General features: G+C 66.3%; 34 protein-coding genes. 1 reads left to right on the top strand and 33 read right to left on the bottom strand.

The genetic code is table 11. From position 1 onward, the window contains the following. Nucleotides 1-43: 43 nt before the first annotated feature. The 31 genes from truA to rpsJ all read right to left on the bottom strand — a co-directional run bounded on the left by truA (nucleotide 44) and on the right by rpsJ (nucleotide 17,481). Entirely contained in the window at nucleotides 44-931 is an 888-nt protein-coding gene (gene truA, locus ACZ5PB_RS25690; RefSeq protein ID WP_468694071.1) for a tRNA pseudouridine(38-40) synthase TruA, read from the bottom strand. A gap of 117 nt (nucleotides 932-1,048) precedes the next feature. Further along, on the bottom strand, nucleotides 1,049-1,534 hold the full coding sequence (gene rplQ / locus ACZ5PB_RS25685; protein WP_468694070.1) for a 50S ribosomal protein L17: 486 nt from the start codon (nucleotides 1,532-1,534) through the stop codon (nucleotides 1,049-1,051). A 189-nt stretch (nucleotides 1,535-1,723) separates the two neighbouring features. After that, nucleotides 1,724-2,746, bottom strand: a complete 1,023-nt coding sequence (locus tag ACZ5PB_RS25680) for a DNA-directed RNA polymerase subunit alpha (RefSeq protein WP_185028035.1) — start codon at nucleotides 2,744-2,746, stop codon at nucleotides 1,724-1,726. 184 nt (nucleotides 2,747-2,930) lie between these two features. Continuing rightward, complete coding sequence (gene rpsK, locus ACZ5PB_RS25675; protein ID WP_003948617.1) at nucleotides 2,931-3,335, bottom strand: 30S ribosomal protein S11; 405 nt, start codon at nucleotides 3,333-3,335, stop codon at nucleotides 2,931-2,933. 74 nt (nucleotides 3,336-3,409) lie between these two features. Continuing rightward, nucleotides 3,410-3,790: a 30S ribosomal protein S13 gene (gene rpsM, locus ACZ5PB_RS25670; RefSeq protein ID WP_401587647.1), complete on the bottom strand. Its 381-nt coding sequence runs from the start codon at nucleotides 3,788-3,790 to the stop codon at nucleotides 3,410-3,412. 208 nt (nucleotides 3,791-3,998) lie between these two features. Beyond that, a complete protein-coding gene (gene rpmJ / locus ACZ5PB_RS25665; RefSeq protein WP_009740505.1) occupies nucleotides 3,999-4,112 on the bottom strand; it encodes a 50S ribosomal protein L36 in 114 nt (37 codons plus the stop codon). A gap of 58 nt (nucleotides 4,113-4,170) precedes the next feature. Beyond that, on the bottom strand, nucleotides 4,171-4,392 hold the full coding sequence (gene infA / locus ACZ5PB_RS25660; protein WP_468694069.1) for a translation initiation factor IF-1: 222 nt from the start codon (nucleotides 4,390-4,392) through the stop codon (nucleotides 4,171-4,173). A gap of 242 nt (nucleotides 4,393-4,634) precedes the next feature. Next, nucleotides 4,635-5,471 carry a type I methionyl aminopeptidase gene (gene map, locus ACZ5PB_RS25655; protein ID WP_468694068.1) on the bottom strand — a complete coding sequence of 279 codons (837 nt, stop codon included), beginning with the start codon at nucleotides 5,469-5,471 and terminating at the stop codon, nucleotides 4,635-4,637. Nucleotides 5,472-5,607: 136 nt separating this feature from the next. Further along, entirely contained in the window at nucleotides 5,608-6,270 is a 663-nt protein-coding gene (locus tag ACZ5PB_RS25650; RefSeq protein WP_468694067.1) for an adenylate kinase, read from the bottom strand. Next, nucleotides 6,270-7,595 carry a preprotein translocase subunit SecY gene (gene secY, locus ACZ5PB_RS25645; RefSeq protein ID WP_468694066.1) on the bottom strand — a complete coding sequence of 442 codons (1,326 nt, stop codon included), beginning with the start codon at nucleotides 7,593-7,595 and terminating at the stop codon, nucleotides 6,270-6,272. The genes ACZ5PB_RS25650 and secY overlap by 1 nt, the downstream gene beginning before the upstream one ends. A gap of 224 nt (nucleotides 7,596-7,819) precedes the next feature. After that, nucleotides 7,820-8,275, bottom strand: a complete 456-nt coding sequence (gene rplO, locus ACZ5PB_RS25640; protein ID WP_384349957.1) for a 50S ribosomal protein L15 — start codon at nucleotides 8,273-8,275, stop codon at nucleotides 7,820-7,822. A 1-nt stretch (nucleotide 8,276) separates the two neighbouring features. Beyond that, on the bottom strand, nucleotides 8,277-8,459 hold the full coding sequence (rpmD, locus tag ACZ5PB_RS25635) for a 50S ribosomal protein L30 (protein WP_345228942.1): 183 nt from the start codon (nucleotides 8,457-8,459) through the stop codon (nucleotides 8,277-8,279). Then, nucleotides 8,459-9,061 (bottom strand): 30S ribosomal protein S5, encoded by a 603-nt coding sequence (gene rpsE / locus ACZ5PB_RS25630; RefSeq protein ID WP_097866720.1) that lies wholly within the window; start codon nucleotides 9,059-9,061, stop codon nucleotides 8,459-8,461. Before rpsE ends, rpmD begins: the two co-directional genes overlap by 1 nt. 46 nt (nucleotides 9,062-9,107) lie before the next feature. Then, nucleotides 9,108-9,491, bottom strand: a complete 384-nt coding sequence (gene rplR, locus ACZ5PB_RS25625) for a 50S ribosomal protein L18 (RefSeq protein ID WP_384349955.1) — start codon at nucleotides 9,489-9,491, stop codon at nucleotides 9,108-9,110. Between the two features lie 3 nt (nucleotides 9,492-9,494). After that, nucleotides 9,495-10,034 carry a 50S ribosomal protein L6 gene (gene rplF, locus ACZ5PB_RS25620; RefSeq protein WP_362417316.1) on the bottom strand — a complete coding sequence of 180 codons (540 nt, stop codon included), beginning with the start codon at nucleotides 10,032-10,034 and terminating at the stop codon, nucleotides 9,495-9,497. 21 nt (nucleotides 10,035-10,055) lie between these two features. Next, a complete protein-coding gene (gene rpsH / locus ACZ5PB_RS25615) occupies nucleotides 10,056-10,454 on the bottom strand; it encodes a 30S ribosomal protein S8 (protein ID WP_266659726.1) in 399 nt (132 codons plus the stop codon). A 221-nt stretch (nucleotides 10,455-10,675) separates the two neighbouring features. Then, on the bottom strand, nucleotides 10,676-10,861 hold the full coding sequence (locus ACZ5PB_RS25610; protein ID WP_003956452.1) for a type Z 30S ribosomal protein S14: 186 nt from the start codon (nucleotides 10,859-10,861) through the stop codon (nucleotides 10,676-10,678). A gap of 5 nt (nucleotides 10,862-10,866) precedes the next feature. Beyond that, nucleotides 10,867-11,424: a 50S ribosomal protein L5 gene (gene rplE / locus ACZ5PB_RS25605; protein WP_345228946.1), complete on the bottom strand. Its 558-nt coding sequence runs from the start codon at nucleotides 11,422-11,424 to the stop codon at nucleotides 10,867-10,869. Further along, nucleotides 11,424-11,735 carry a 50S ribosomal protein L24 gene (gene rplX, locus ACZ5PB_RS25600; RefSeq protein ID WP_189821105.1) on the bottom strand — a complete coding sequence of 104 codons (312 nt, stop codon included), beginning with the start codon at nucleotides 11,733-11,735 and terminating at the stop codon, nucleotides 11,424-11,426. Before rplX ends, rplE begins: the two co-directional genes overlap by 1 nt. 2 nt (nucleotides 11,736-11,737) lie before the next feature. Beyond that, nucleotides 11,738-12,106, bottom strand: a complete 369-nt coding sequence (gene rplN / locus ACZ5PB_RS25595; protein WP_003966950.1) for a 50S ribosomal protein L14 — start codon at nucleotides 12,104-12,106, stop codon at nucleotides 11,738-11,740. 100 nt (nucleotides 12,107-12,206) lie between these two features. After that, entirely contained in the window at nucleotides 12,207-12,491 is a 285-nt protein-coding gene (rpsQ, locus tag ACZ5PB_RS25590) for a 30S ribosomal protein S17 (protein WP_028812368.1), read from the bottom strand. Further along, nucleotides 12,491-12,715, bottom strand: coding sequence for a 50S ribosomal protein L29 (gene rpmC / locus ACZ5PB_RS25585; RefSeq protein ID WP_138894199.1), 225 nt, complete (start codon nucleotides 12,713-12,715; stop codon nucleotides 12,491-12,493). Before rpmC ends, rpsQ begins: the two co-directional genes overlap by 1 nt. Then, nucleotides 12,715-13,134 (bottom strand): 50S ribosomal protein L16, encoded by a 420-nt coding sequence (rplP, locus tag ACZ5PB_RS25580; RefSeq protein ID WP_119286204.1) that lies wholly within the window; start codon nucleotides 13,132-13,134, stop codon nucleotides 12,715-12,717. Before rplP ends, rpmC begins: the two co-directional genes overlap by 1 nt. Nucleotides 13,135-13,139: 5 nt before the next feature. Further along, nucleotides 13,140-13,979: a 30S ribosomal protein S3 gene (gene rpsC, locus ACZ5PB_RS25575; protein WP_468694065.1), complete on the bottom strand. Its 840-nt coding sequence runs from the start codon at nucleotides 13,977-13,979 to the stop codon at nucleotides 13,140-13,142. Continuing rightward, a complete protein-coding gene (rplV, locus tag ACZ5PB_RS25570; RefSeq protein WP_004571827.1) occupies nucleotides 13,979-14,326 on the bottom strand; it encodes a 50S ribosomal protein L22 in 348 nt (115 codons plus the stop codon). The genes rpsC and rplV overlap by 1 nt, the downstream gene beginning before the upstream one ends. Before the next feature lie 41 nt (nucleotides 14,327-14,367). After that, nucleotides 14,368-14,649, bottom strand: coding sequence for a 30S ribosomal protein S19 (rpsS, locus tag ACZ5PB_RS25565; protein ID WP_138894198.1), 282 nt, complete (start codon nucleotides 14,647-14,649; stop codon nucleotides 14,368-14,370). Between the two features lie 12 nt (nucleotides 14,650-14,661). Beyond that, the gene (rplB, locus tag ACZ5PB_RS25560; RefSeq protein ID WP_398417570.1) at nucleotides 14,662-15,498 is read right to left on the bottom strand and encodes a 50S ribosomal protein L2; all 837 of its coding nucleotides are present in this window, start codon (nucleotides 15,496-15,498) and stop codon (nucleotides 14,662-14,664) included. A 40-nt stretch (nucleotides 15,499-15,538) separates the two neighbouring features. Beyond that, a complete protein-coding gene (gene rplW / locus ACZ5PB_RS25555; protein WP_185028010.1) occupies nucleotides 15,539-15,856 on the bottom strand; it encodes a 50S ribosomal protein L23 in 318 nt (105 codons plus the stop codon). Further along, nucleotides 15,856-16,506 carry a 50S ribosomal protein L4 gene (rplD, locus tag ACZ5PB_RS25550; protein ID WP_266659742.1) on the bottom strand — a complete coding sequence of 217 codons (651 nt, stop codon included), beginning with the start codon at nucleotides 16,504-16,506 and terminating at the stop codon, nucleotides 15,856-15,858. Before rplD ends, rplW begins: the two co-directional genes overlap by 1 nt. Nucleotides 16,507-16,513: 7 nt before the next feature. Then, nucleotides 16,514-17,158 carry a 50S ribosomal protein L3 gene (gene rplC, locus ACZ5PB_RS25545; protein WP_189821109.1) on the bottom strand — a complete coding sequence of 215 codons (645 nt, stop codon included), beginning with the start codon at nucleotides 17,156-17,158 and terminating at the stop codon, nucleotides 16,514-16,516. Nucleotides 17,159-17,172: 14 nt separating this feature from the next. Continuing rightward, complete coding sequence (rpsJ, locus tag ACZ5PB_RS25540; RefSeq protein WP_003948644.1) at nucleotides 17,173-17,481, bottom strand: 30S ribosomal protein S10; 309 nt, start codon at nucleotides 17,479-17,481, stop codon at nucleotides 17,173-17,175. 583 nt (nucleotides 17,482-18,064) lie between these two features. Between rpsJ and ACZ5PB_RS25535 the strand changes: the two genes are divergently transcribed. Beyond that, nucleotides 18,065-20,185 (top strand): PIG-L family deacetylase, encoded by a 2,121-nt coding sequence (locus ACZ5PB_RS25535; protein ID WP_468694064.1) that lies wholly within the window; start codon nucleotides 18,065-18,067, stop codon nucleotides 20,183-20,185. Between the two features lie 138 nt (nucleotides 20,186-20,323). On the opposite strand, the gene tuf is transcribed toward ACZ5PB_RS25535, so the two are convergent. Next, nucleotides 20,324-21,517, bottom strand: coding sequence for an elongation factor Tu (gene tuf / locus ACZ5PB_RS25530; protein ID WP_189821111.1), 1,194 nt, complete (start codon nucleotides 21,515-21,517; stop codon nucleotides 20,324-20,326). A gap of 212 nt (nucleotides 21,518-21,729) precedes the next feature. Further along, nucleotides 21,730-23,859: an elongation factor G gene (fusA, locus tag ACZ5PB_RS25525; RefSeq protein WP_468694063.1), complete on the bottom strand. Its 2,130-nt coding sequence runs from the start codon at nucleotides 23,857-23,859 to the stop codon at nucleotides 21,730-21,732. Between the last annotated feature and the right edge of the window lie 24 nt (nucleotides 23,860-23,883).

The raw sequence follows: 23,883 nt of genomic DNA, 5'->3' as shown, positions 1-23,883 counted from the left end.
CCCAAGCCCAACAGGCCACACAAGCCCCACCCGACCCCCTCCCTCAGCAACAACCACCCGAAGCCCCGGAGCCCCCGGCAGCCCCCGAACTCCCCGGCAAGGTCCGCACGTTCCGCGCCTCCACCGCCCGAGCCGCCAGCAACTCATCGGCCGGGTAGGCCACTTCCTCCAACGTCAGCCCGTGCGCCTTCACCACATGCACCGACGAATCCCGCACCCCCGCGCCCAGCACCTTCGCCGGCCACTCCACCCCCCGGTGCCCGTCGCCCACGTACAGCAGCGCCCCCACCAATGACCGCACCATGTTGTGGCAGAACGCGTCGGCCCGCACTGTCCCGACGACCACCCCGTCGTCCCCCCTGGCCCACCAAAGCTCCTGGAGCGTACGGATCGTCGTCGCCCCCTCGCGCTTCTTGCAGTACGCCGCGAAGTCGTGCTCCCCGAGCAGCCGCTCCGAAGCCGCGTTCATGGCGTCGACGTCCAACTCCCAGTCGTGCCACAGCACATGACTGCGGATCAGCGGGTCCACACCGCCCGGGTGGTCCGACACCCGGTACTGGTAGCGCCGCCAGATCGCCGAGAAGCGCGCGTTGAAACCCTCCGGCGCCCGCGCCACCTTCCACACCCGTACATCGTGCGAAAGGCGCCCCGCCAGCCGCCGCAGCAGCTTGTCCTCGTGCTCCGCCCACACCTCCTCCGGCAGGTCCACGTGCGCGACCTGCCCGCGCGCGTGCACCCCGGCGTCGGTCCGCCCGGCCACCGTCAGGTCGAAGTTCGTCTCCGACCGGGTCACCGTCCGCAGCGCCGCCTCGATCTCCCCCTGTACGGTCCGCCGCCCGCTGGGCTGCTTCGCCCAGCCGGAGAACTCCTTGCCGTCGTACGAGAGGTCCAGCCTCACCCGTACGAAACCGTCCGCCACCTCGTCAGCCACCGCAACCTCCACACTCACCCGAACCCACACAACAGACGCACCCGCGCGCGCACCACACAGCAGAACGGGCCCGCCCCCAGAAAACTGGGAACGGGCCCGTCCATGTACTACCAGGTACTACTTGGACTCGTCGCCCTCGGGCTTCGCGTCCTCGACGACCTCGGCCTGCTCGGCCTTGGTGGCGTCTTCCTTCACGGCGTGCTTCGTGGCGGCCTCGGCCTCGCCCACAGCGTTCTGCTGCACGGTGAGGGCCTCGACGAGCTCGATCACGGCCATCGGGGCGTTGTCGCCACGACGGTTGCCGATCTTGGTGATGCGCGTGTAACCACCGGGGCGGTTCTCGTAGCGCGGCGCGATCTCGGTGAAGAGCGTGTGGACGACGCTCTTGTCCGTGATCGTCTGGAGCACCAGGCGACGGTTGTGGATGTCGCCCTTCTTCGCCTTGGTGACGAGGCGCTCGGCGACGGGGCGCAGGCGGCGGGCCTTGGCCTCGGTCGTCGTGATGCGACCGTGCTCGAAGAGCGACTTCGCCAGGTTGGCGAGGAGCAGCTTCTCGTGCGCGGCGCTGCCGCCCAGACGGGCACCCTTTGCGGGACGCGGCATGGTGTTTCTCCTAATGTCTGCACCGGCCGTATCAGGTACCGGTGACAGGGCCCCACGAGCGGACGCTCACGGGCAGTCTGTGCCGGGCGCGCTCCACGCGTTCGGGGAGCGCACCCGGGGTAAAGCCGTAATGCCTAGTACTGCGCGGTGTCGACGTTGCGACCCTCTGGGGTTTCCCCCAGCCACTTGCTAGTACTGCTCGGTCTCCACGAAACCGGCATCCGCGTCGTCGTCGGCGCCGAAGGCGTCGGCAGCGGCGGTCGGGTCGAACCCGGGAGGCGAGTCCTTGAGGGCCAGGCCCATGCCGTTGAGCTTCATCTTGACCTCGTCGATCGACTTCGCACCGAAGTTGCGAATGTCGAGCAGGTCCGCCTCGGAGCGGGCCACGAGCTCGCCCACCGAGTGGATGCCCTCGCGCTTGAGGCAGTTGTACGACCGAACGGTGAGCTCCAGCTCCTCGATCGGCAGCGCCAGATCGGCGGCCAGGGCGGCGTCCGTCGGGGACGGGCCCATGTCGATGCCCTCGGCGTCGATGTTGAGCTCGCGCGCCAGACCGAACAGCTCGACCAGGGTCTTACCGGCCGACGCCATGGCGTCACGGGGACGCATGGCCTGCTTGGTCTCGACGTCGACGATCAGCTTGTCGAAGTCGGTGCGCTGCTCGACACGGGTCGCCTCGACCTTGTACGTGACCTTGAGCACCGGGGAGTAGATGGAGTCGACCGGAATGCGACCGATCTCCTGGCCCACCTGCTTGTTCTGGACGGCGGAGACGTAGCCGCGACCGCGCTCGACGGTCAGCTCCATCTCCAGCTTGCCCTTGCCGTTGAGCGTGGCGAGGACCAGGTCCGGGTTGTGCACCTCGACACCGGCCGGGGGCGCGATGTCGGCAGCGGTGACCAGGCCGGGACCCTGCTTGCGCAGGTACATCACGACCGGCTCGTCGTGCTCCGAGGAGACGACCAGCTGCTTGATGTTGAGGATGAGGTCGGTGACGTCCTCCTTGACGCCCGGCACGGTGGTGAACTCGTGCAGGACACCGTCGATCCGGATGCTGGTGACAGCGGCACCCGGGATGGACGACAGGAGGGTACGACGCAGGGAGTTACCGAGCGTGTAACCGAAGCCCGGCTCCAGCGGCTCGATCACGAACCGGGAGCGGTACTCGTCGACGACCTCTTCGGTCAGCGACGGACGCTGAGCAATAAGCATGGGGTTCCTTCTTGTTCTTGGCGCCCACTATTTGACGCCAACTACCACAAGGGTACGGGCGATACGGCCCCGAAGAGCTGTACCGCCCGAAACGCGAAGCGAGCGCCGTAGGGAGGTCGGTCTCCGTACGGCCACTCACGACACGAGGTATTGCGGATACGACGCCCGGAGACCGGGCGGCGAATCAGACGCGGCGACGCTTCGGCGGACGGCAGCCGTTGTGCGGCGTCGGGGTGACGTCCTGGATCGAACCGACCTCAAGGCCGGTGGCCTGGAGGGAGCGGATCGCGGTCTCGCGGCCGGAGCCGGGACCCTTGACGAAGACGTCAACCTTGCGCATGCCGTGCTCCTGCGCGCGGCGGGCGGCCGACTCGGCGGCCATCTGCGCGGCGAAGGGGGTGGACTTGCGCGAGCCCTTGAAGCCCACGTGGCCGGCGGAGGCCCACGAGATCACGTTGCCGGTCGGGTCCGTGATGGACACGATCGTGTTGTTGAACGTGCTCTTGATGTGCGCGTGGCCGTGAGCGACGTTCTTCTTTTCCTTGCGGCGCACCTTCTTGGCGGCGCCCTGACGTCCCTTGGGGGGCATGTCTTAACTCCAGATGGAGAGGGAGGTGGTCGGTCCTACAGCGAAGACCGCTTGGAAAGCGTGTCCGCTAAGGACTACTTCTTGCCCGGCTTCTTCTTACCGGCGATCGCGCGACGCGGGCCCTTGCGGGTACGCGCGTTGGTGCTGGTGCGCTGACCGTGGACCGGGAGACCGCGGCGGTGACGCAGACCCTGGTAGCAGCCGATCTCGACCTTGCGGCGGATGTCGGCCTGCACCTCGCGACGGAGGTCACCCTCGGTGCGCAGGTTGGCGTCAACGTACTCGCGGATCTTGACGAGGTCCTCTTCGGCCAGGTCACGAACGCGGGTGTTCGGGTTCACGCCGGTCTCGGCGAGAATCTCCTTGGACCGGGTGCGCCCGATACCGAAGACGTAGGTGAGTGCGATCTCCACACGCTTTTCGCGCGGGATGTCAACACCTGAAACGCGTGCCATTCAATGGCTCCAGTTGTTATTTCGGGGGTCTTCCACAGAGCTGCTCCCGACCGCCGACCGCACCGCGATGGATGAGGTGGTACGTCCGGGTCCCCGGCCCCCGCCGGAGGTGCCGCCAGTCATCACAGGAGAGGACTGGACGTGCCCTGCGTATGTACGAATTGCTTGCGTCGCGCGAAGAACTGCGAGATGCAGGAAAGGTCGTGCGTCAGCCCTGGCGCTGCTTGTGGCGCAGGTTTTCGCAGATGACCATGACCCGGCCGTGACGGCGGATCACCTTGCACTTGTCGCAGATCTTCTTGACGCTCGGCTTGACCTTCATGGGATGTCAGGTTCTCCGGGTCAGTGCCACATGCCCCCCGGAAGGGGCGCGGCAAGATCTACTTGTACCGGTAGACGATCCGGCCACGCGTCAGGTCGTACGGAGAGAGCTCCACGACGACCCGGTCATCCTGCAAAATACGGATGTAGTGCATACGCATCTTGCCGCTGATGTGCGCGAGGACTTTGTGACCGTTCTGAAGTTCCACCTTGAACATGGCGTTCGGGAGGGACTCGATCACGGTGCCCTCGATTTCGATGGCACCTTGCTTCTTGGCCACGCTTCGCCCTTCGAATCGGCTACCTTGATCAACTCTCGCATCAGAATGCAGGCACACGGATGCACGAGAGCCGACGAGTCAGTCTACGTCAGGCCACTCGAAAAGACGAATCCGTCAAGTTTGCCCAACACTGATGATCGTTACGCGGCTTTCACCCGAGCAGCGGCCCGGCCGCCCCACCACGGCAAACCCGGCCCTACGCCAACGGATCTGCCACCCTCTCGACGCAGCCCTCTCGGGCCCTACGCCAAGGGGTCCGGCGCCGCCACGACCCCGTACTCCGCGAGCTTCGCCTTGCCGCCGTCGACCGCGGTCAGGACCAGCGGGCCGTTCTCGGTGAGGGCGATGGAGTGCTCCCAGTGCGAGGACCAGGTGCCGTCCGTGGTGATGACGGTCCAGTCGTCGGAGAGCACCTCGGTCTGGGCGGTGCCCAGCGAGACCATCGGCTCGATGGCGAGGCAGACGCCGGGGACCAGCTTGATGCCCTTGCCGCGCTTGCGCGTGACGTAGTTCAGGACGTGCGGGTCCATGTGCATCTCGGTGCCGATGCCGTGCCCGCCGTAGTCCTCGATGATCCCGTACTTGCCGGTCGCCGGACGGGGCTGCCGGCGGATGTAGCCCTCGATGGACTTCGAGATGTCGACCAGCCGGTTGCCGGTCTTCATCGCGGCGATGCCCGCCCACATCGACTCCTCGGTCACCCGCGAGAGCTCCAGGAGCTCGGGCGCGTGCCCACTACCGACGAAGGCGGTGTACGCCGCGTCGCCGTGCCAGCCGTCGATGATGGCGCCGCAGTCGATGGAGATGATGTCGCCGTCCTTGAGGACGGTCTTCTCGTCGGGGATGCCGTGCACGACGACCTCGTTCACCGAGGTGCAGATGGTCGCCGGGAAGCCCCCGTACCCGAGGAAGTTGGACTTCGCGCCGTGCTCCGCGAGCACCTTGCGCGCGACCTCGTCGAGGTCCTTCGTGCTGGCGCCCGGAACGGCCGCCTCACGGGTCGCCGCGTGAATGGCGGCGACGACCAGCCCCGCCTCACGCATCTTCGCGATCTGCTCGGGAGTCTTGATCTCCACCATGGATGTGCCTTCCACGCTCGTATGACGTCAGCTTCAACAGTACGGCCGAACCGGTGCGGCCGAACGGTGACGGCCGCGGTGCCCCAAGGACACCGCGGCCGTCACCGTCGTACGTATAGGAGAACCGGGCCAGCGCCTAGCCCTGGTCCTCGTCCCTCTTCAGGGCGTCCATCGCGCGCGCGGTCACCTCGGCGACCTTGCCTTCCGCGGAGAGGGTGACCACCAGGCCCTGCGCCTTGTAGTGGTCGATGATCGGCTCGGTCTGCGTGTGGTAGACGTCGAGCCGCTTGCGCACGGTCTCCTCGGTGTCGTCCGGACGCTGGTAGAGCTCGCCGCCGCAGACGTCACAGACGCCCTCGGTCTTCGGCGGGCTGTACGTGGCGTGGAAGACGTGCGCGGAATCGTTGCGGCAGATGCGCCGGCCGGCGATCCGCTTCACGACCTCTTCCTCCGGGACCTCCAGGTCCAGGACCGCGTCCAGCTTCTGCCCCTGCTCCTTCAGCGCCTTGTCCAGCGCCTCGGCCTGGAAGACGTTGCGGGGGAAGCCGTCCAGCAGGAAACCGTTCTCGGCGTCGCTCTGGGCCATGCGGTCCAGGGCCATGCCGATCGTGACCTCGTCGGGGACCAGATTTCCGGCGTCCATGATCGCCTTGGCCTGCAGCCCGAGCTCAGTGCCCTGGCTGATGTTGGCCCGGAAGAGGTCACCCGTCGAAATGTGCGGGATCGACAGGTTCTGGGCGAGGAACGCGGCCTGCGTTCCCTTGCCCGCGCCCGGCGGCCCGACGAGGACGATACGCATCAGCGGAGGAACCCTTCGTAATTGCGCTGCTGGAGCTGGCTCTCGATCTGCTTCACGGTCTCCAGACCCACACCCACGATGATGAGGATGCTTGTGCCGCCGAACGGGAAGTCCTGGCTGGCACCGAAACCTGCCAACGCCATCGTCGGCACGAGAGCGATCAGACCCAGGTACAGCGATCCCGGCCACGTGATGCGGTTCAGCACGTAACTCAGGTACTCAGCAGTAGGTCGACCTGCCCGGATGCCCGGGATGAAGCCACCATACTTCTTCATGTTGTCAGCGACTTCTTCGGGGTTGAACGAGATCGCCACATAGAAGAAGGCGAAGAACACGATCAACAGGAAGTACGTGACGATGTAGTAGGGATGGTCGCCCTTGACCATGTTGTTCTGGATCCACTGGGCCCAAGGGGCAGTTGACCCGGAGAACTGGACGATCAGGGCGGGGATGTAGAGCAGCGAAGAAGCGAAGATGACGGGGATCACACCCGCCTGGTTCACCTTCAGCGGGATGTACGTCGAGGTCCCGCCGTACGACTTCCGTCCGATCATGCGCTTCGCGTACTGAACGGGAATGCGGCGCTGAGCCTGCTCCACGAACACCACGAGCCCGACCATCGCGAACCCGACCAGGATCACCACGGCGAACTCGATCCAGCCGTCGGCCAGCTTGCCCGACTTCTTGATGGCCCAGAGCGAGCCGGGGAAGCCGGCGGCGATCGAGATGAACATCAGGATGGACATGCCGTTGCCGATGCCGCGGTCGGTGACGAGCTCACCGAGCCACATGACCACCGCGGTACCGGCCGTCATCGTGATGACCATGACCATGGTGGTGAAGATGGACTTGTCCGGGACGATCTGCGAACGGATCGAGTCGGGGCAAGCGCTGAACAGCGCACCGGAGTTGGCGGTCGCCACGAGGCCGGTGCCCTGGAGGACGGCCAGCGCCACGGTCAGATAACGCGTGTACTGCGTGATCTTCGCCGTGCCGGACTGCCCTTCCTTCTTCAGGGCTTCCAGCCGGGGGATCACCACGGTCAGCAGCTGAAGGATGATGCTCGCCGTGATGTACGGCATGATGCCGAGCGCAAAGATCGTGATCTGCAGCAGCGCGCCACCGCTGAACATGTTGACCAGCCCGAAGAGGCCGCCGGCCCCGTCCTTGGACGCGAAGTCGATACAGGTCTGAACGTTCTTGTAGCTGACGCCCGGGACAGGAATGTGCGCTCCGAGCCGGAACAGCACAATGATGCCGAGAGTGAAGAGCAGCTTCTTGCGCAGGTCGGGCGTCTTGAACGCCCGGGCGAACGCGGTGAGCACGGTGCCTCCTGCGACCCCCGCGCTACTGCGTCGAAGGGTGACGGTATTGAGGATCGACGAATACGTATCAGTCAAAAAACGAGCGGACAGCGTTGTAGGCACACCGCACGAGAGTTAACAGTGCACGCCACCATACCGGCGGACCCTGCCCCCTAGGAACGACCAACCGGGGATGCCCCATATGAGAGGCATCCCCGGTCGGATGTTCAAGCCAACGAACCGTCTTAGACGAGCTCGGTGACGCTGCCGCCAGCGGCAGCGATCTTCTCCTTGGCGGAGGCGGAAGCGGCGTCAACCGAAACCGTCAGTGCCACGGAGATCTCGCCCTGGCCCAGGACCTTGACGAGGTGGTTGTTGCGCACGGCGCCCTTGGCGACCAGGTCGGCCACCGTGACCTCTCCACCCTCGGGGTAGAGCTCGGCCAGCTTGTCCAGGTTCACGACCTGGAACTCCGTGCGGAACGGGTTCTTGAAGCCCTTCAGCTTCGGCAGGCGCATGTGGAGGGGCATCTGGCCACCCTCGAAGCGCTGCGGAACCTGGTAGCGGGCCTTCGTGCCCTTGGTACCACGGCCTGCCGTCTTACCCTTCGACGCCTCACCACGACCCACACGGGTCTTGGCGGTCTTGGCGCCCGGAGCCGGACGGAGGTTGTGGACCTTCAGCGGGTTGTTCTCCGCCATGTCAGTCGACCTCCTTGACCGACACGAGGTGGCGGACGGTGTGCACCATTCCGCGGAACTCGGGGCGGTCCTCCTTGACAACCACGTCGTTCAGGCGCTTGAGCCCGAGCGAACGCAGGGTGTCGCGGTGGTTCTGCTTGCTGCCGATGTACGACTTCGTCTGCGTGATCTCGAGACGGGCCATTACGCACCCGCTCCCGCACGCGCACGGAGCAGAGCCGCCGGGGCGACGTCCTCGAGGGGCAGACCACGGCGAGCCGCGATCTCCTCGGGACGCTGCAGGCCCTGAAGGGCCGCGACGGTCGCGTGCACGATGTTGATCGCGTTCGAAGAACCGAGCGACTTCGACAGGATGTCGTGAACGCCGGCGCACTCGAGTACGGCACGCACCGGGCCACCGGCGATAACGCCGGTACCGGGGGAAGCAGGCTTGAGCAGGACGACGCCCGCGGCCTTCTCGCCCGTGATCGGGTGCGGGATGGTGCCCTGGATACGCGGGACCTTGAAGAAGCTCTTCTTGGCCTCTTCAACGCCCTTGGCGATGGCCGCGGGAACTTCCTTGGCCTTGCCGTAACCGACACCTACGGTGCCGTCACCGTCTCCGACCACGACGAGCGCGGTGAAGCTGAAGCGACGACCACCCTTGACAACCTTGGCAACGCGGTTGATCGCGACAACGCGCTCAACGTAAGCGGTCTTCTCGGCGGCAGCGCCACCGTCGCGACCCTTCCGGTCCCGCCGCTCGCCGCCACCGGCACCGCTTCCGCGGCGCTGGGGTCCAGCCATTGGATTTACCTCTCTCTGTTACGTCCGTTAGTCCCGGAACCGGGGCTTAGAACTTCAGCCCGGCTTCGCGGGCGGCGTCAGCCAGAGCGGCAATGCGCCCGGCGTACCTGTTGCCACCACGGTCGAACACGACGGTCTCGATACCGGCGGCCTTGGCGCGCTCGGCAACAAGGGCGCCGACCTGCTTGGCCTGGGCGCTCTTGTCGCCCTCGCCACCGCGGATCGAAACGTCCAGGGTCGACGCCGACGCGAGCGTGTGGCCCGCGATGTCGTCGATGACCTGGGCGGTCACGTTGCGGTTGGACCGCGTCACGACCAGGCGAGGACGCTCCGGCGTACCGGAGACGTGCTTGCGGATGCGGATGTGGCGACGCTTGATGGCAGCGCGCTTGTACGCGTCGCCCTTGGCAATCTTTACACCGTATGCCATGGCTTACTTACCCGCCTTTCCGACCTTGCGGCGGATGACCTCGCCGGCGTACTTGACGCCCTTGGCCTTGTACGGGTCGGGCTTCCGCAGCTTGCGGATGTTAGCGGCGACCTCGCCGACCTTCTGCTTGTCGATGCCCTCGACGCTGAGCTTCGTGGGCGACTCGACCTTGAAGGTGATGCCTTCGGGGGCCTCGATCACGATGGGGTGGCTGTAGCCCAGGGCGAACTCCAGGTTGGAGCCCTTCGCCTGGACGCGGTAACCGACACCGCTGATCTCGAGCGCCTTGCTGTATCCCTGGGTCACGCCGGTGATCATGTTCGCCACCAGCGTGCGGGACAGGCCGTGCAGGGCCTTGTTCTGACGCTCGTCGTTGGGGCGGTTGACGTTGAGCACGCCGTCCTCGCCCTTAACAATCTCGATCGGCGCGGCAACAGTGTGCGTGAGGGAGCCCTTGGGGCCCTTCACGGCAACCGTGCGGCCGTCGATGGTGACGTCCACACCAGCGGGAACCTGGATGGGGAGCTTGCCGATTCGCGACATGAGCTTTCCTTCCTTTCCCGACTACCAGACGTAGGCGAGGACTTCCCCACCTACGCCCTTCTTGCCTGCCTGCTGGCCGGTCAGAAGACCGTGCGACGTGGAGATGATCGCCACGCCGAGGCCGCCGAGGACCTTGGGCAGGTTGGTGGACTTCGCGTACACGCGCAGACCCGGCTTCGAAATACGCTTGATGCCGGCGATCGAACGCTCGCGGTTCGGACCGAACTTCAGGTCGAGAACGAGGTTCTTGCCGACCTCGGCGTCCTCGACCTTCCAGCCGGTGATGAAGCCCTCCTGCTGGAGGATCTCCGCGATGTGCGACTTGATCTTGCTGTGCGGCATCACGACGGTGTCGTGGTACGCCGAGTTCGCGTTACGCAGACGCGTGAGCATGTCTGCGATGGGATCAGTCATGGTCATGAATTGGCCTTCGGCCTCTCTCGCCGGGGTTTCCTGTATGCGCCATCCCTCTCCCCACTCAGAGGCGGGACGGGTGCGGTGCGGGGACCTACGGCGTAGTAAGTCGTTATGGGCGGCAGGCGCCCAACCCTTCTAGCCTACGGCATTCGGGGTGGGGCTCCTGCCGACCAGATACTTACCGAGAGCCCTGGAAAATCCGTACGCCCAAAGGGCAGTACTGACTACCAGGAGCTCTTGGTCACGCCCGGCAGCTCGCCACGGTGAGCCATCTCACGAAGGCACACGCGGCAAAGGCCGAACTTGCGGTACACGGAGTGGGGCCGGCCACAGCGCTGGCAGCGCGTGTAGGCACGCACGCCGAACTTCGGCTTGCGAGCGGCCTTAGCGATCAGAGCCTTCTTCGCCATCTCGGTTACGCCTCCTTGAAGGGGAAGCCGAGGTGACGGAGGAGGGCGCGGCCCTCGTCGTCGTTCGTCGCCGTGGTGACCACGGTGATGTCCATTCCCCGGACTCGGTCGATCTTGTCCTGGTCGATCTCGTGGAACATGACCTGCTCCGTGAGACCGAACGTGTAGTTGCCACGGCCGTCGAACTGCTTCGGCGACAGACCACGGAAGTCACGGATACGCGGCAGCGCGAGCGACAGCGTACGGTCCAGGAACTCCCACATGCGGTCACCGCGGAGGGTGACGTGGCAGCCGATCGGCTGACCCTCGCGCAGCTTGAACTGCGCGATGGACTTCCGGGCCTTGGTGACGGCCGGCTTCTGACCCGTGATGGTCGTCAGGTCCTTGATGGCCCCGTCGATCAGCTTGGAGTCACGGGCGGCGTCGCCGACACCCATGTTGACCACGATCTTGACCAGGCCGGGGATCTGCATGACGTTCTCGTAGGAGAACTCTTCACGCAGCTTGCCCGCGATCTCCTCGCGGTAGCGCAGCTTGAGGCGCGGTGCGGTGGTGGCAGTCATCAGATGTCCTCACCAGTCCGCTTGGCAACGCGGATCTTGTTGCCCTCGTCGTCAAAGCGGTAGCCGACGCGGGTAACGACCTTGTTGCCGTCCTTCTCCACAACCAGCTGAACGTTGCTGACGTGGACCGGAGCCTCGGTCGTCACGATGCCGCCGGCCTGGTTCTGGCCGGCCTTCGTGTGCTTCTTGACCCGGTTGACACCCTCGACCAGGACGCGGTCCTCGCGGGGGAAGGCCTGAACGACCTTGCCCTGCTTGCCCTTGTCCTTACCGGTGATGACCTGAACCAGGTCGCCCTTCTTGATCTTCATGCTTACAGCACCTCCGGCGCGAGCGAGATGATCTTCATGAACTTCTTCTCGCGCAGCTCACGGCCCACCGGGCCGAAGATACGGGTGCCGCGGGGGTCGCCGTCGTTCTTGAGAATGACAGCGGCGTTCTCGTCGAAGCGGATGTACGAGCCATCCTGGCGACGACGCTCCTTGACGGTGCGAACGATGACCGCCTTGACGACGTCACCCTTCTTCACGTTGCCACCGGGGATCGCATCCTTGACGGTGGCGACGATGACGTCACCGATGCCCGCGTAGCGGCGACCCGAGCCACCGAGAACACGGATGGTGAGAATTTCCTTCGCACCCGTGTTGTCGGCGACGCGAAGTCGCGACTCCTGCTGGATCACGTCTATCTCCTGATCGTCTGCCGGTTCCCGGCGGGGGCCGTATTTCTACGGCCCCCGCCGAGCCTGGCGGAACTTCCTAAAGGGAAACCCCTTTAGGGAATTACTTGGCCTTCTCGAGGATCTCGACGATGCGCCAGCGCTTCGAGGCCGACAGCGGACGCGTCTCCATGATGAGGACGCGGTCGCCGACACCGGCAGCGTTGGACTCGTCGTGAGCCTTGAGCTTGTTCGTACGGCGGATGACCTTGCCGTACAGCGCGTGCTTCACGCGGTCCTCGACAGCGACGACGACGGTCTTGTCCATCTTGTCGCTGACGACCAGACCCTCACGGGTCTTGCGGAATCCGCGCTGCTCAGTCGTCTCAGTCACATTCTTCTCGCTCATCAGGCGCTCTCCACCGTCTCGATGCCGAGCTCGCGCTCGCGCATCAGGGTGTAGATCCGGGCGATGTCCTTACGGACGGACTTGAGCCGGCCGTGGTTCTCGAGCTGTCCGGTCGCCGCCTGGAAGCGGAGGTTGAACAGTTCTTCCTTGGCCTCACGGAGCTTCGCGACGAGGTCCTCGTCGTTCAGCTCGCGCAGCTCAGTCGCCTTCGTACCGGCCACCATCACGACTCACCTGCCTCGCGCCGAACAATCCGGCACTTCATCGGAAGCTTGTGAGCAGCGCGGGTAAGCGCCTCACGAGCAATCTTCTCGTTCGGGTAGGACAGCTCGAACATCACCCGACCGGGCTTGACGTTCGCGATCCACCACTCCGGGGAACCCTTACCGGAACCCATGCGGGTCTCGGCGGGCTTCTTCGTGAGCGGACGGTCCGGGTAGATGTTGATCCAGACCTTGCCGCCACGCTTGATGTGGCGGGTCATCGCGATACGAGCCGCTTCGATCTGGCGGTTCGTCACGTAGGCCGGGGTCAGCGCCTGGATGCCGTACTCGCCGAATGCGACCTCAGTGCCACCCTTGGCCATACCACTGCGCTTGGGGTGGTGCTGCTTGCGGTGCTTGACCCTACGAGGGATCAGCATGTCGGTCAGGCCTCCGTTCCGGTGCTCTCAGCCGGAGCAGCGGCGGCGGGAGCGTCGGCCTTGGGGGCCTCGGCTGCCGGCGCGGACTGCTGCGGCTTGCGGCCGCGGCCGCCACGCTCGCCGCCACGGCCACCACGGGCCGGACGGTCGTTCGCACCTGCACCACGGGCCGGGCGGTTACCCGCACGGGCCGCGGCGTTCTCGGCACGAACCTCGGCGATGTTCTTGACGTCGCCCTTGTAGATCCAGACCTTGACGCCAATACGACCGAAGGTCGTCTTGGCCTCGAAGAAGCCGTAGTCCACGTTCGCGCGGAGCGTGTGCAGCGGCACACGGCCCTCGCGGTAGAACTCCGACCGGGACATCTCGGCGCCGCCGAGGCGACCGCCGCACTGGATCTTGATGCCCTTGGCGCCGGCCTTCATGGTGCCCTGCATGCTCTTGCGCATGGCACGACGGAAGGAGACGCGGGAGGAGAGCTGCTCGGCAACGGCCTGGGCAACCAGCTGAGCGTCCATCTCGGGGTTCTTGACCTCGAGGATGTTCAGCTGGACCTGCTTGCCCGTGAGCTTCTCGAGGTCACCGCGGATGCGGTCGGCCTCGGCGCCACGGCGGCCGATGACGATGCCCGGACGAGCGGTGTGGATGTCCACACGCACGCGGTCACGGGTGCGCTCGATCTCCACCTTCGAGATGCCGGCGCGCTCCATGCCGGACGTCATCATCCTGCGGATGGCGACGTCTTCCTTGACGTAGTCCTTGTACAGCTTGTCGGCGTACCAACGGGACTTGAAGTCCGTGGTAATGCCGAGCCGGAACCCGTGCGGGTTTACCTTCTGGCCCATTACCGGGTTCCTTCCTTGCTGCTGACGACCACGGTGATGTGGCTGGTCCGCTTACGGATCCGGTAGGCACGGCCCTGAGCACGCGGACGGAACCGCTTCAGGGTCGGGCCCTCGTCCACGTACGCCTCGCTGATGACCAGCGAAGAGGCGTCGGTGTGGTCGTAGTTGTGCGCGGCGTTGGCAATGGCGCTGTCAAGCACCTTGCCGACCGGCACGCTCGCGGCCTGCGGGGCGAAGCGCAGGACCGCCTGAGCCTCCGTGGCATCCATGCCACGGATAAGGTCCACCACTCGGCGGGCCTTCATGGGCGTGACGCGGATGTACCGCGCCTGGGCCCTGGCTTCCATGGTTGTCCCTTCGGTGTCGTTCATAGTCATCGCACCCCGCCTTAGCGGCGCTTCGACTTGCGGTCGTCCTTGACGTGGCCGCGGAAGGTGCGGGTCGGCGCAAACTCGCCGAGCTTGTGGCCGACCATCGACTCGGTGACGAACACCGGGACGTGGATCTTGCCGTTGTGCACCGCGATGGTGTGACCCAGCATGCTGGGGATGATCATCGAGCGCCGGGACCAGGTCTTGATGACGTTCTTGGTGCCAGCTTCGTTCTGGACGTCCACCTTCTTTACGAGGTGTCCGTCGACGAAGGGCCCCTTCTTGAGACTGCGCGGCATCTAAACCCGCTCCTAGCGCTTCTTGTTCGACTTGCGGCGGCGGACGATGTACTTGCTCGAAGCCTTCTTCGGCGAGCGAGTACGACCCTCCTTCTGACCCCACGGGGAGACCGGGTGGCGACCACCGGAGGTCTTACCCTCACCACCACCGTGCGGGTGGTCGACCGGGTTCATCGCAACACCGCGAACGGTCGGGCGAACGCCCTTCCAGCGCATGCGGCCGGCCTTGCCCCAGTTGATGTTCGACTGCTCGGCGTTGCCGACCTCGCCAATGGTGGCGCGGCAGCGGGCGTCGACCAGGCGGATCTCTCCGGAAGGCATACGAAGGTGGGCCATGACGCCCTCCTTCGCCAGCAGCTGCACGGAGGCACCGGCGGAGCGGGCGAACTTCGCACCGCCACCGGGCCGCAGCTCGATGTTGTGGATGGTGGTACCCACCGGGATGTTGCGCAGCGCGAGGTTGTTGCCCGGCTTGATGTCGGCCCCGGGGCCGTTCTCGATCCGGTCACCCTGCGACAGGCCACGCGGGGCGAGGATGTAACGCTTCTCGCCGTCCGCGTAGTGCAGCAGCGCGATGCGCGCGGTGCGGTTGGGGTCGTACTCGATGTGCGCGACCTTGGCCGGCACGCCGTCCTTGTCGTGACGACGGAAGTCGATCACGCGGTAGGCGCGCTTGTGGCCACCACCCTGGTGGCGAACGGTCACACGACCGGCGTTGTTACGGCCGCCCTTGCTGTGCAGGGGGCGGACCAGCGACTTCTCCGGCGTGGACCGCGTGATCTCGACAAAGTCGGCTACGGAGGAGCCACGGCGGCCCGGCGTAGTCGGCTTGTACTTGCGGATTCCCATTTCTCAGTCCTCGTCCGATTCCGGACGATCCAGACCGCCGTTAGGCGGTCGGACCGCCGAAGATGTCGATACGGTCGCCCTCGGCGAGGGTCACGATGGCCCGCTTGGTGTCGGCACGCTTGCCGAAACCGGTGCGGGTGCGCTTCCGCTTGCCCTGACGGTTGATCGTGTTGACTCCGGTGACCTTGACCGAGAAGACCGCTTCCACGGCCTGCTTGATCTGGGTCTTGTTGGAGCCGGGGGCGACGATGAACGTGTACTTGTTCTCGTCGAGCAGCGCGTAGCTCTTCTCCGAGACGACCGGCTTGACAAGAATGTCGCGGTGGTCCGTGAAGGTCTTGCTGGTAACGGCGCTCATCAGGCGTCGCTCCCTTCGGTCTCATCGGCCTTGGGGCCAGACACGAAGGACTCGAAGGCGGCCTTGGTGAAGACCAGGTCGTCCGAGACGAGCACGTCGTACGTGTTCAGCTGGCCCGGCTCCAGGATGTGCACCTGGGGCAGGTTGCGGGCGGAGAGCCACGCGGCCTCGTCCGAACGCTCGGCGACCAGGAGCACGTGCTTGCGCTCGCTGACCTTGCCCAGCAGGGACTTGGCGGCCTTCGTGGAAACCGCACCGTCGACCACGCCAGTGACGACGTGGATGCGCGCGTTGCGGGCCCGGTCGGTGAGGGCGCCACGCAGAGCGGCGGCCTTCATCTTCTTCGGGGTGCGCTGCGAGTAGTCACGCGGCTGCGGGCCGTGGACAACGCCACCGCCGGCGAACTGCGGGGCGCGGGTCGAACCCTGACGGGCGCGGCCGGTGCCCTTCTGGCGGTAAGGCTTCTTACCGCCACCACGGACCTCGCCGCGACGCTTGGTCTTGTGCGTGCCCTGGCGGGCAGCGGCCAGCTGAGCGACAACGACCTGGTGGATCAGCGGAATGCTGACCTTGGCGTCGAAGATCTCCGCGGGGAGTTCGACGGTCCCGGCCTTGTCACCTGCCGGCGAAAGGATGTCAATGGTGCTCATCGGTTCCTCAAACCCCCTTGGCCGCAGTGCGGACCAGGACGAGGCCACCGTTGGGGCCGGGGACGGCGCCCTTGATGAGCAGCAGACCCTTCTCGGCGTCAACGGCGTGGACGGTCAGGTTCTGGGTGGTGACCCGCTCGTTACCCATGCGACCCGCCATGCGCATGCCCTTGAAGACACGGCCGGGGGTGGCACAGCCACCGATGGAACCAGGCTTGCGGTGCACGCGGTGGGCACCGTGGGAAGCCTTGCCACCGTGGAAGTTGTGGCGCTTCATCACACCGGCGAAGCCCTTGCCCTTGCTCTTGCCCGTGACGTCAACCTTGACGCCGGACTCGAACACCTCGGCAGTGATCTCCTGGCCCAGCGTGTACTCGCTGGCGTCCGGGGTGCGCAGCTCCACGAGGTGACGGCGCGGGGTCACGTCGGCCTTGGCGAAGTGACCCTTGAGGGGCTTGTTCACCTTGCGCGGGTCGATCTCGCCGAAGGCGATCTGGACCGACTCGTAGCCGTCGTTGTCGTTCGTACGTACCTGCGTCACGACGCACGGACCGGCCTTGACGACGGTCACCGGGACAACCCGGTTGTTCTCGTCCCAGACCTGGGTCATGCCGAGCTTCTCGCCCAGGACGCCCTTGATGTTCTTGCTCATCTCGGCCCGTCCCTTCAGAGCTTGATCTCGATGTCGACGCCCGCCGGCAGGTCGAGACGCATCAGCGAGTCAACCGTCTTCGGCGTGGGGTCGAGGATGTCGATGAGGCGCTTGTGCGTGCGCATCTCGAAGTGCTCGCGAGAGTCCTTGTACTTGTGCGGCGACTTGATGACGCAGTACACGTTCTTCTCAGTGGGCAGCGGCACCGGGCCTGCGACCGACGCACCAGTGCGGGTCACCGTCTCGACGATCTTCTTCGCCGAGGAGTCGATGACCTCGTGGTCGTAGGCCTTGAGCCGGATGCGGATCTTCTGTCCCGCCATGGCTACTAGTAGTCCTGTCTCTCATAACGCTCTGGAACCCGGGGAGCTGCGCTCTGAACGCTCAGCACCGCTCTTCTCCGACCCACGCGGTCGGGCGTGTCGCATCCTCGCCAGCGAGAAATCCCAAGGAATTTCCCTGCTCTAAGGGATACGGTCCGCGACCGCAAGCCGGGGGAGAACACCCACCGGGTGCCTGGTCAGCACCGCACTAACACTTCCCGAAAGATTCCCGTACGTCCGCCTCAGCGCTGCCCGGAGGGCAGTTGGGGCGACGAGTACTGTGGGACTCGCTTCCGGTCCTCCCGGCGGGAGGCGTGCAGCATCGATACTCAACCGAGCAACCCCGACAGTCTGCCATACGGGGCATGGTGCACGCCAATCGGGCGGAAGAGATTACCCGTGAGACGGCCCACGTCAAACCGGCCGCGCCCGCACCGGTGCTCCTAGCGCCCCAGCACCCTCCGCCACCGTTCGGGTAACACCCCGCCGCCGCAGGCAACCCCCACCGCCCCGCACCCCTCTCCTCCCATGGACGCGGCACGACAACGGGATGCCGCCCGGGGGTACGGATGGAGTGCAAAGCGTGAGTACGAGCGCACAGGCGGGCAACAGAGGGCTGCCGAGGCGGACCCTGCTGGCCGCTGCCACCACTGCGGCAGGGGCCCTCGCCCTCAGCTCCTGCAGCAGCGTCCCCGCGCCCCGCCGCCGCGAGCCCGTGGCCAACCCCGCGCCCGGCCGGGCCATCGCGAGCAACGGGCGCTCGCTGCTGATGCAGTTCCTGGCGCACCCGGACGACGACCTGTACTTCATGAACCCGGACTCGCGCCGGATGCTGGAGGCCGGCACCCCGGTCGTCTCCGTCTACGTCACCGCGGGCGAGGCCAACGGGGTCAACCACCCGCCCGGCCGCCCGCGCCCCAAGCCCGACAAGTCGGCGTACGTCTCCGCCCGCCAGCAGGGCCTGCGCCAGGCGTACGCGACGCTGCTGGGGCTGCCGAAGTTCACCCCGTGGCAGCGGACCGTGCTCCCCCTGCGCGGCGGCAAGCAGGCCGAGCTGAACACTCTCCACCACGGCGACCGCCGCGCGGAGCTGGTCTTCGTGAACGTCTCGGTGAACGCCTCCCGCAACCGGCCCGCCATGACCGCGCTCTGGGCGGACCGCGGGATGACCCAGCGCACCATGGTGGCCGACAACTCCCCGGTGAAGAAGGCGACTTCGTACGACTACGACGAACTGGTGGACGCCCTCACCGGGCTCCTCGACCACTACCGTCCCACCGTCGTACAGACCCTCGACCCCGACCCGGACATCCAGAACAGCCCCGAGCGCTTCCGCAAGAAGGACAGCGAGCAGGCCGGCTACTCCGACCACCCGGACCACACCGCCGTCGCCTGCTTCAGCTGGGCCGCGCTGATCCGCTGGGTCGCCGAGACCGCCGAGCAGGACAAGCCGCTCCCTCGCTTCGCCGCCACCGCCTTCCGCGGCTACTACAACCACCACTGGCCCAAGAACCTCCCCAAGAGCGTCATGGAGAAGAAGGCCGAGACGCTCGTCGCCTACGGCGGCGACGTCGACTGGGAGTGCGGGAACCCGGCCGGATGCGGCGACTACGGGGTCGGCCAGGGCCGGGCGCCGGAGAACTGGAAGGGCTGGGTGAAGTCCACCAACTACCGTTACCCCGGGGCCCAGTTGATGATCCATCAGCACGGCGGAGCACTGACCGCCTACGGTGTGCTCGGCCTGCGCCTGGCCCGCTGGCGGGCCGCCGGGAACGGCACCTGGAGCGCGCCCGAGGACCTCGGCGGCGGCCCCCTCGCCCCCGTGCTCGGGCAGGCCGTCCTCAAGGACGGCGGCCAGCTCCTCTTCGCCCTGCGCTACGCCGCGCTCGGCGGGCACGGAGGCCCGAACGACCGCGAGATCGTCCAGCACGACGGCCGCGTCTGGACCAGCCTGGGCTCGCCCGAGAAGCTCCCGGACCGCTCCCGCCGCCTCGGCGTCCCGGTCGCGGTCACGGCGGGCGACGGCCGCGTCCACCTCTTCGTACGGAACGCCGCCAAGAGCGTCTCCACGCGCGTACGGGAGACCAATGGCACCTGGGGCCCGTGGCGCACCCTGGAGGGCCCCGACGGGGACGGCCCGAGCCTGCCCCGTACCGACAAGCGCGGCCTCTCCCCCATCGACGGCATCGGCCCCAGCAACGGCAACGGCATCCAGGACGGGCTGTCCGCCGTCACCGACGCCAAGGGCCTGGTCCACCTCTTCGCCGCCGCCCGCACCACCGTGCGGCACTGGTCGCAGACCGCCGCCGGCGCACCGGTCACGCTGCGCCCGGAGAGCCGCATGCCCGCCCCCGGCGCACTCCCCCGCGCGCTCGCGTACCCGGACGGCTCGCTGGGCGTCCTCTACCGGGGCCCGGTGAAGGCCCCGCTCACCGCCGTACACCCGGACGGCAAGCCGATTCCCGGCCTGGCCTTCCCCGGGTACGGTCCGGTGGCCGCGCTCCCCGACCCCGCGGGCAAGGCCGCCCCGGTCCTGCTGGGCCGCGACGAGGCGGGAGTGCTCCAGGTCCGCGGCGCCAAGAGCGGGGCGAGCAGCCACCGCGGCACCTGCGTGGGTGCGCCCACCCTGCTCCGTACCCCCTCGGGAGGGCCGGCGGTGGTCGGGCTGGGGTCGGACGCGGCGCCGTGGCTCTGGCGGCCGTAGGCCCGTACCCAAGGGCACACGAGCCCCGAGGGCACACGAGAAGGGCCCCGGTCCCACCGCTTGCGCGGCGGGGCCGGGGCCCTTCCCTTGGAACATGGAGCTCAGTTCAGCGAGCTACCAGGTCGAACCACCAGGTAATTACTTGGTGATCTTGGTGACCTGGCCGGCGCCGACGGTCCGGCCACCCTCACGGATGGCGAACTTGAGGCCCTCCTCCATGGCGACCGGCTGGATCAGCGCGACCGACATGACGGTGTTGTCGCCCGGCATGACCATCTCGGTGCCCTCGGGCAGCGTGACGACACCGGTGACGTCCGTGGTGCGGAAGTAGAACTGCGGGCGGTAGTTGTTGAAGAAGGGGGTGTGACGGCCACCCTCGTCCTTCGACAGGATGTACGCCTGCGCCTCGAACTCCGTGTGCGGGGTGACCGAGCCCGGCTTGATGATGACCTGGCCGCGCTCGACGTCCTCGCGCTTGATGCCACGGAGGAGCAGACCGACGTTCTCACCGGCCTGGCCCTCGTCGAGCAGCTTGCGGAACATCTCGATGCCGGTGACCGTGGTGGTGGTCTTCTCTTCCTTGATACCGACGATGTCGACGGTCTCGTTGACCTTGAGGACACCACGCTCGATACGGCCGGTGACGACGGTGCCACGACCGGTGATCGTGAAGACGTCCTCGATCGGCATCAGGAACGGCTTGTCGACGTCGCGCTCGGGCTGCGGGATCGACTCGTCGACGGCGGCCATCAGGTTCAGGACCGACTGGCCCCACTCCTTGTCGCCCTCGAGCGCCTTGAGCGCCGAGACCTTGACGACCGGAAGGTCGTCGCCCGGGAACTCGTACTCGGAGAGGAGCTCACGCACCTCGAGCTCGACGAGCTCCAGGATCTCCTCGTCGTCCACCATGTCGGCCTTGTTCAGCGCGACGACGATGTAGGGGACGCCTACCTGGCGGGCCAGGAGGACGTGCTCCTTCGTCTGCGGCATCGGGCCGTCGGTGGCCGCGACCACGAGGATGGCGCCGTCCATCTGCGCCGCACCCGTGATCATGTTCTTGATGTAGTCGGCGTGACCCGGGCAGTCGACGTGCGCGTAGTGACGCGACTCCGTCTGGTACTCGACGTGCGCGATGGAGATGGTGATACCACGCTGGCGCTCTTCCGGCGCCTTGTCGATCTGGTCGAAGGCCGAGGCCTCGTTCAGGTCCGGGTACGCGTCGTGCAGCACCTTGGTAATGGCGGCCGTGAGGGTCGTCTTACCGTGGTCAATGTGACCGATGGTGCCGATGTTGACGTGCGGCTTAGTCCGCTCGAACTTTGCCTTCGCCACTGGGTCCTCCTGCGGAGTGGTTCTGTACGCCTTGCTTCATCGGCGCCAGGTGATCTTTGCTGGGATGCCGGCGCCCGGGGCACTCAGCACGGATTGCGCTGAATGCCCCAGTGGCTCCGGTGATAAGCCTAAAGCGTGTGCTCATACGGGTCGCAGCCCGCACTCGCGATGAGCAACTCTCGACGAGCCGCCCGGTTGAGTGACTCGGGGAGTTACTCGCCCTTGGCCTTCGCGATGATCTCCTCGGCGACGTTCCGCGGAACCTCGGCGTAGGAGTCGAACTGCATCGAGTAGCTTGCGCGACCCGAGGTCTTGCTGCGGAGGTCTCCGACGTAGCCGAACATCTCCGAGAGGGGCACGAGGCCCTTCACGACGCGAGCGCCGCTGCGCTCCTCCATGGCCTGGATCTGGCCACGGCGGGAGTTCAGGTCGCCGATCACATCGCCCATGTAGTCCTCGGGCGTGGTGACCTCGACGGCCATCATCGGCTCAAGGAGCACGGGAGAGGCCTTGCGGGCACCCTCCTTGAAGGCCTGCGAACCGGCGATCTTGAAGGCGAGCTCCGAGGAGTCGACCTCGTGGTAACCACCGTCGAGAAGGGTGACGCGGACGCCGACCATCTCGTAACCGGCCAGGATGCCGAACTGCATGGCTTCCTGAGCACCCGCGTCCACCGACGGGATGTACTCCCGGGGGATGCGGCCACCGGTGACCTTGTTGACGAACTCGTACGACGCGTCGCCACCCTCGATGGGCTCAAGGGCGATCTGCACCTTCGCGAACTGGCCGGTACCACCAGTCTGCTTCTTGTGCGTGTAGTCGATGCGCTCGACGGTCTTGCGGATCGTCTCGCGGTACGCGACCTGGGGCTTGCCGACGTTCGCCTCGACGCGGAACTCGCGCTTCATGCGGTCGACGAGGACCTCAAGGTGAAGCTCGCCCATACCACCGATGATGGTCTGGCCGGTCTCCTCGTCCGAGTGGACCTGGAAGGACGGGTCCTCCTCCGAGAGACGCTGGATGGCTACACCCAGCTTCTCCTGGTCACCCTTGGACTTCGGCTCGATGGCGACCTGAATGACCGGCGCCGGGAAGTCCATGGACTCCAGGATGACCGGGTTCTTCTCGTCGCACAGCGTCTCACCGGTGGTGGTCTGCTTGAGACCCATCACGGCGATGATGTCGCCGGCGCCCACCGACTCGATCTCCTCACGCTTGTTCGCGTGCATACGGTAGATCTTGCCGATGCGCTCCTTCTTGCCCTTGACGGAGTTCAGCACCGAGGTGCCGGACACCAGGCGGCCCGAGTAGACCCGGACGAAGGTGAGCTTGCCGAGGTGCGGGTCGCTCATGATCTTGAACGCGAGGCCCGAGAAGGGCTCCTCGTCCGAGGGCTTGCGGGCGACGACCTTCTCCGGGTCCTTCACGTCGTGGCCTTCGATGGCCTCGACGTCCAGGGGGGAGGGGAGGTAGCGCACCACGGCGTCGAGCAGGGGCTGAACGCCCTTGTTCTTGAACGCCGTACCGCAGAACACGGGGCTGACGGTCACCGAACCGGCGCCGCCCTTCGACGCGAGGGTGATGCGGCGGATGGCCGCCATCAGCTGCTCCTCGGTGGGCTCCTGGCCCTCCAGGTACAGCTCCATCATCTCTTCGTCGTGCTCGGCGACGGTCTCCAGGAGCTTCCCGCGCCACTCGTCGGCAGCCTCGGTGTGCGTGTCCGGGATGTCGACGACGTCGTACATCTCGCCCTTGGCGGCTTCGGCGGACCACACGAGCGCCTTCATCGACACGAGGTCGACGACGCCCTTGAAGTCGGCCTCGGCGCCGATCGGGAGCTGCATGACGAGCGGGACCGCACCGAGGCGGTCGACGATCATGTCGACGCAGCGGTGGAACTCGGCACCCGTACGGTCGAGCTTGTTGACGAAGCAGATACGCGGCACGCCGTAGCGGTCCGCCTGACGCCACACGGTCTCGGACTGGGGCTCGACACCGGCGACACCGTCGAACACGGTGACAGCGCCGTCGAGGACGCGGAGCGAACGCTCCACCTCGACGGTGAAGTCGACGTGACCCGGGGTGTCGATGATGTTGATCGTGTGATCGACATCGTTGAGCGGCCAGTGACAGGTCGTCGCGGCAGACGTGATCGTGATGCCGCGCTCCTGCTCCTGCTCCATCCAGTCCATCGTGGCAGCGCCGTCGTGGACTTCACCGATCTTGTAAGACACACCGGTGTAGAACAGGATCCGCTCGGTGGTGGTCGTCTTGCCCGCGTCGATGTGGGCCATGATCCCGATGTTGCGGACCTTGGCCAGGTCAAGCGAAGTGGTGGCCATAAGGCTCAATCTTCTCTCGGTCTC

Source organism: Streptomyces sp. NPDC032721, from assembly GCF_055579625.1.
This window is presented reverse-complemented; position numbering and strand designations above follow the sequence as displayed.

Bases quoted from the DNA above. Each gene is read 5' to 3' on its own strand.
- rplQ (WP_468694070.1), bottom strand. From the start codon at position 1,534: ATGCCGCGTCCCGCAAAGGGTGCCCGTCTGGGCGGCAGCGCCGCGCAC.
- ACZ5PB_RS25680 (WP_185028035.1), bottom strand. From the start codon at position 2,746: ATGCTTATTGCTCAGCGTCCGTCGCTGACCGAAGAGGTCGTCGACGAG.
- rpsK (WP_003948617.1), bottom strand. From the start codon at position 3,335: ATGCCCCCCAAGGGACGTCAGGGCGCCGCCAAGAAGGTGCGCCGCAAG.
- rpsM (WP_401587647.1), bottom strand. From the start codon at position 3,790: ATGGCACGCGTTTCAGGTGTTGACATCCCGCGCGAAAAGCGTGTGGAG.
- rpmJ (WP_009740505.1), bottom strand. From the start codon at position 4,112: ATGAAGGTCAAGCCGAGCGTCAAGAAGATCTGCGACAAGTGCAAGGTG.
- map (WP_468694068.1), bottom strand. From the start codon at position 5,471: ATGGTGGAGATCAAGACTCCCGAGCAGATCGCGAAGATGCGTGAGGCG.
- ACZ5PB_RS25650 (WP_468694067.1), bottom strand. From the start codon at position 6,270: ATGCGTATCGTCCTCGTCGGGCCGCCGGGCGCGGGCAAGGGAACGCAG.
- rplO (WP_384349957.1), bottom strand. From the start codon at position 8,275: ATGGCGGAGAACAACCCGCTGAAGGTCCACAACCTCCGTCCGGCTCCG.
- rpmD (WP_345228942.1), bottom strand. From the start codon at position 8,459: ATGGCCCGTCTCGAGATCACGCAGACGAAGTCGTACATCGGCAGCAAG.
- rpsE (WP_097866720.1), bottom strand. From the start codon at position 9,061: ATGGCTGGACCCCAGCGCCGCGGAAGCGGTGCCGGTGGCGGCGAGCGG.
- rplR (WP_384349955.1), bottom strand. From the start codon at position 9,491: ATGGCATACGGTGTAAAGATTGCCAAGGGCGACGCGTACAAGCGCGCT.
- rplF (WP_362417316.1), bottom strand. From the start codon at position 10,034: ATGTCGCGAATCGGCAAGCTCCCCATCCAGGTTCCCGCTGGTGTGGAC.
- rpsH (WP_266659726.1), bottom strand. From the start codon at position 10,454: ATGACCATGACTGATCCCATCGCAGACATGCTCACGCGTCTGCGTAAC.
- ACZ5PB_RS25610 (WP_003956452.1), bottom strand. From the start codon at position 10,861: ATGGCGAAGAAGGCTCTGATCGCTAAGGCCGCTCGCAAGCCGAAGTTC.
- rplE (WP_345228946.1), bottom strand. From the start codon at position 11,424: ATGACTGCCACCACCGCACCGCGCCTCAAGCTGCGCTACCGCGAGGAG.
- rplX (WP_189821105.1), bottom strand. From the start codon at position 11,735: ATGAAGATCAAGAAGGGCGACCTGGTTCAGGTCATCACCGGTAAGGAC.
- rpsQ (WP_028812368.1), bottom strand. From the start codon at position 12,491: ATGAGCGAGAAGAATGTGACTGAGACGACTGAGCAGCGCGGATTCCGC.
- rpmC (WP_138894199.1), bottom strand. From the start codon at position 12,715: ATGGTGGCCGGTACGAAGGCGACTGAGCTGCGCGAGCTGAACGACGAG.
- rplP (WP_119286204.1), bottom strand. From the start codon at position 13,134: ATGCTGATCCCTCGTAGGGTCAAGCACCGCAAGCAGCACCACCCCAAG.
- rpsC (WP_468694065.1), bottom strand. From the start codon at position 13,979: ATGGGCCAGAAGGTAAACCCGCACGGGTTCCGGCTCGGCATTACCACG.
- rplV (WP_004571827.1), bottom strand. From the start codon at position 14,326: ATGGAAGCCAGGGCCCAGGCGCGGTACATCCGCGTCACGCCCATGAAG.
- rpsS (WP_138894198.1), bottom strand. From the start codon at position 14,649: ATGCCGCGCAGTCTCAAGAAGGGGCCCTTCGTCGACGGACACCTCGTA.
- rplB (WP_398417570.1), bottom strand. From the start codon at position 15,498: ATGGGAATCCGCAAGTACAAGCCGACTACGCCGGGCCGCCGTGGCTCC.
- rplW (WP_185028010.1), bottom strand. From the start codon at position 15,856: ATGAGCGCCGTTACCAGCAAGACCTTCACGGACCACCGCGACATTCTT.
- rplD (WP_266659742.1), bottom strand. From the start codon at position 16,506: ATGAGCACCATTGACATCCTTTCGCCGGCAGGTGACAAGGCCGGGACC.
- rplC (WP_189821109.1), bottom strand. From the start codon at position 17,158: ATGAGCAAGAACATCAAGGGCGTCCTGGGCGAGAAGCTCGGCATGACC.
- rpsJ (WP_003948644.1), bottom strand. From the start codon at position 17,481: ATGGCGGGACAGAAGATCCGCATCCGGCTCAAGGCCTACGACCACGAG.
- fusA (WP_468694063.1), bottom strand. From the start codon at position 23,859: ATGGCCACCACTTCGCTTGACCTGGCCAAGGTCCGCAACATCGGGATC.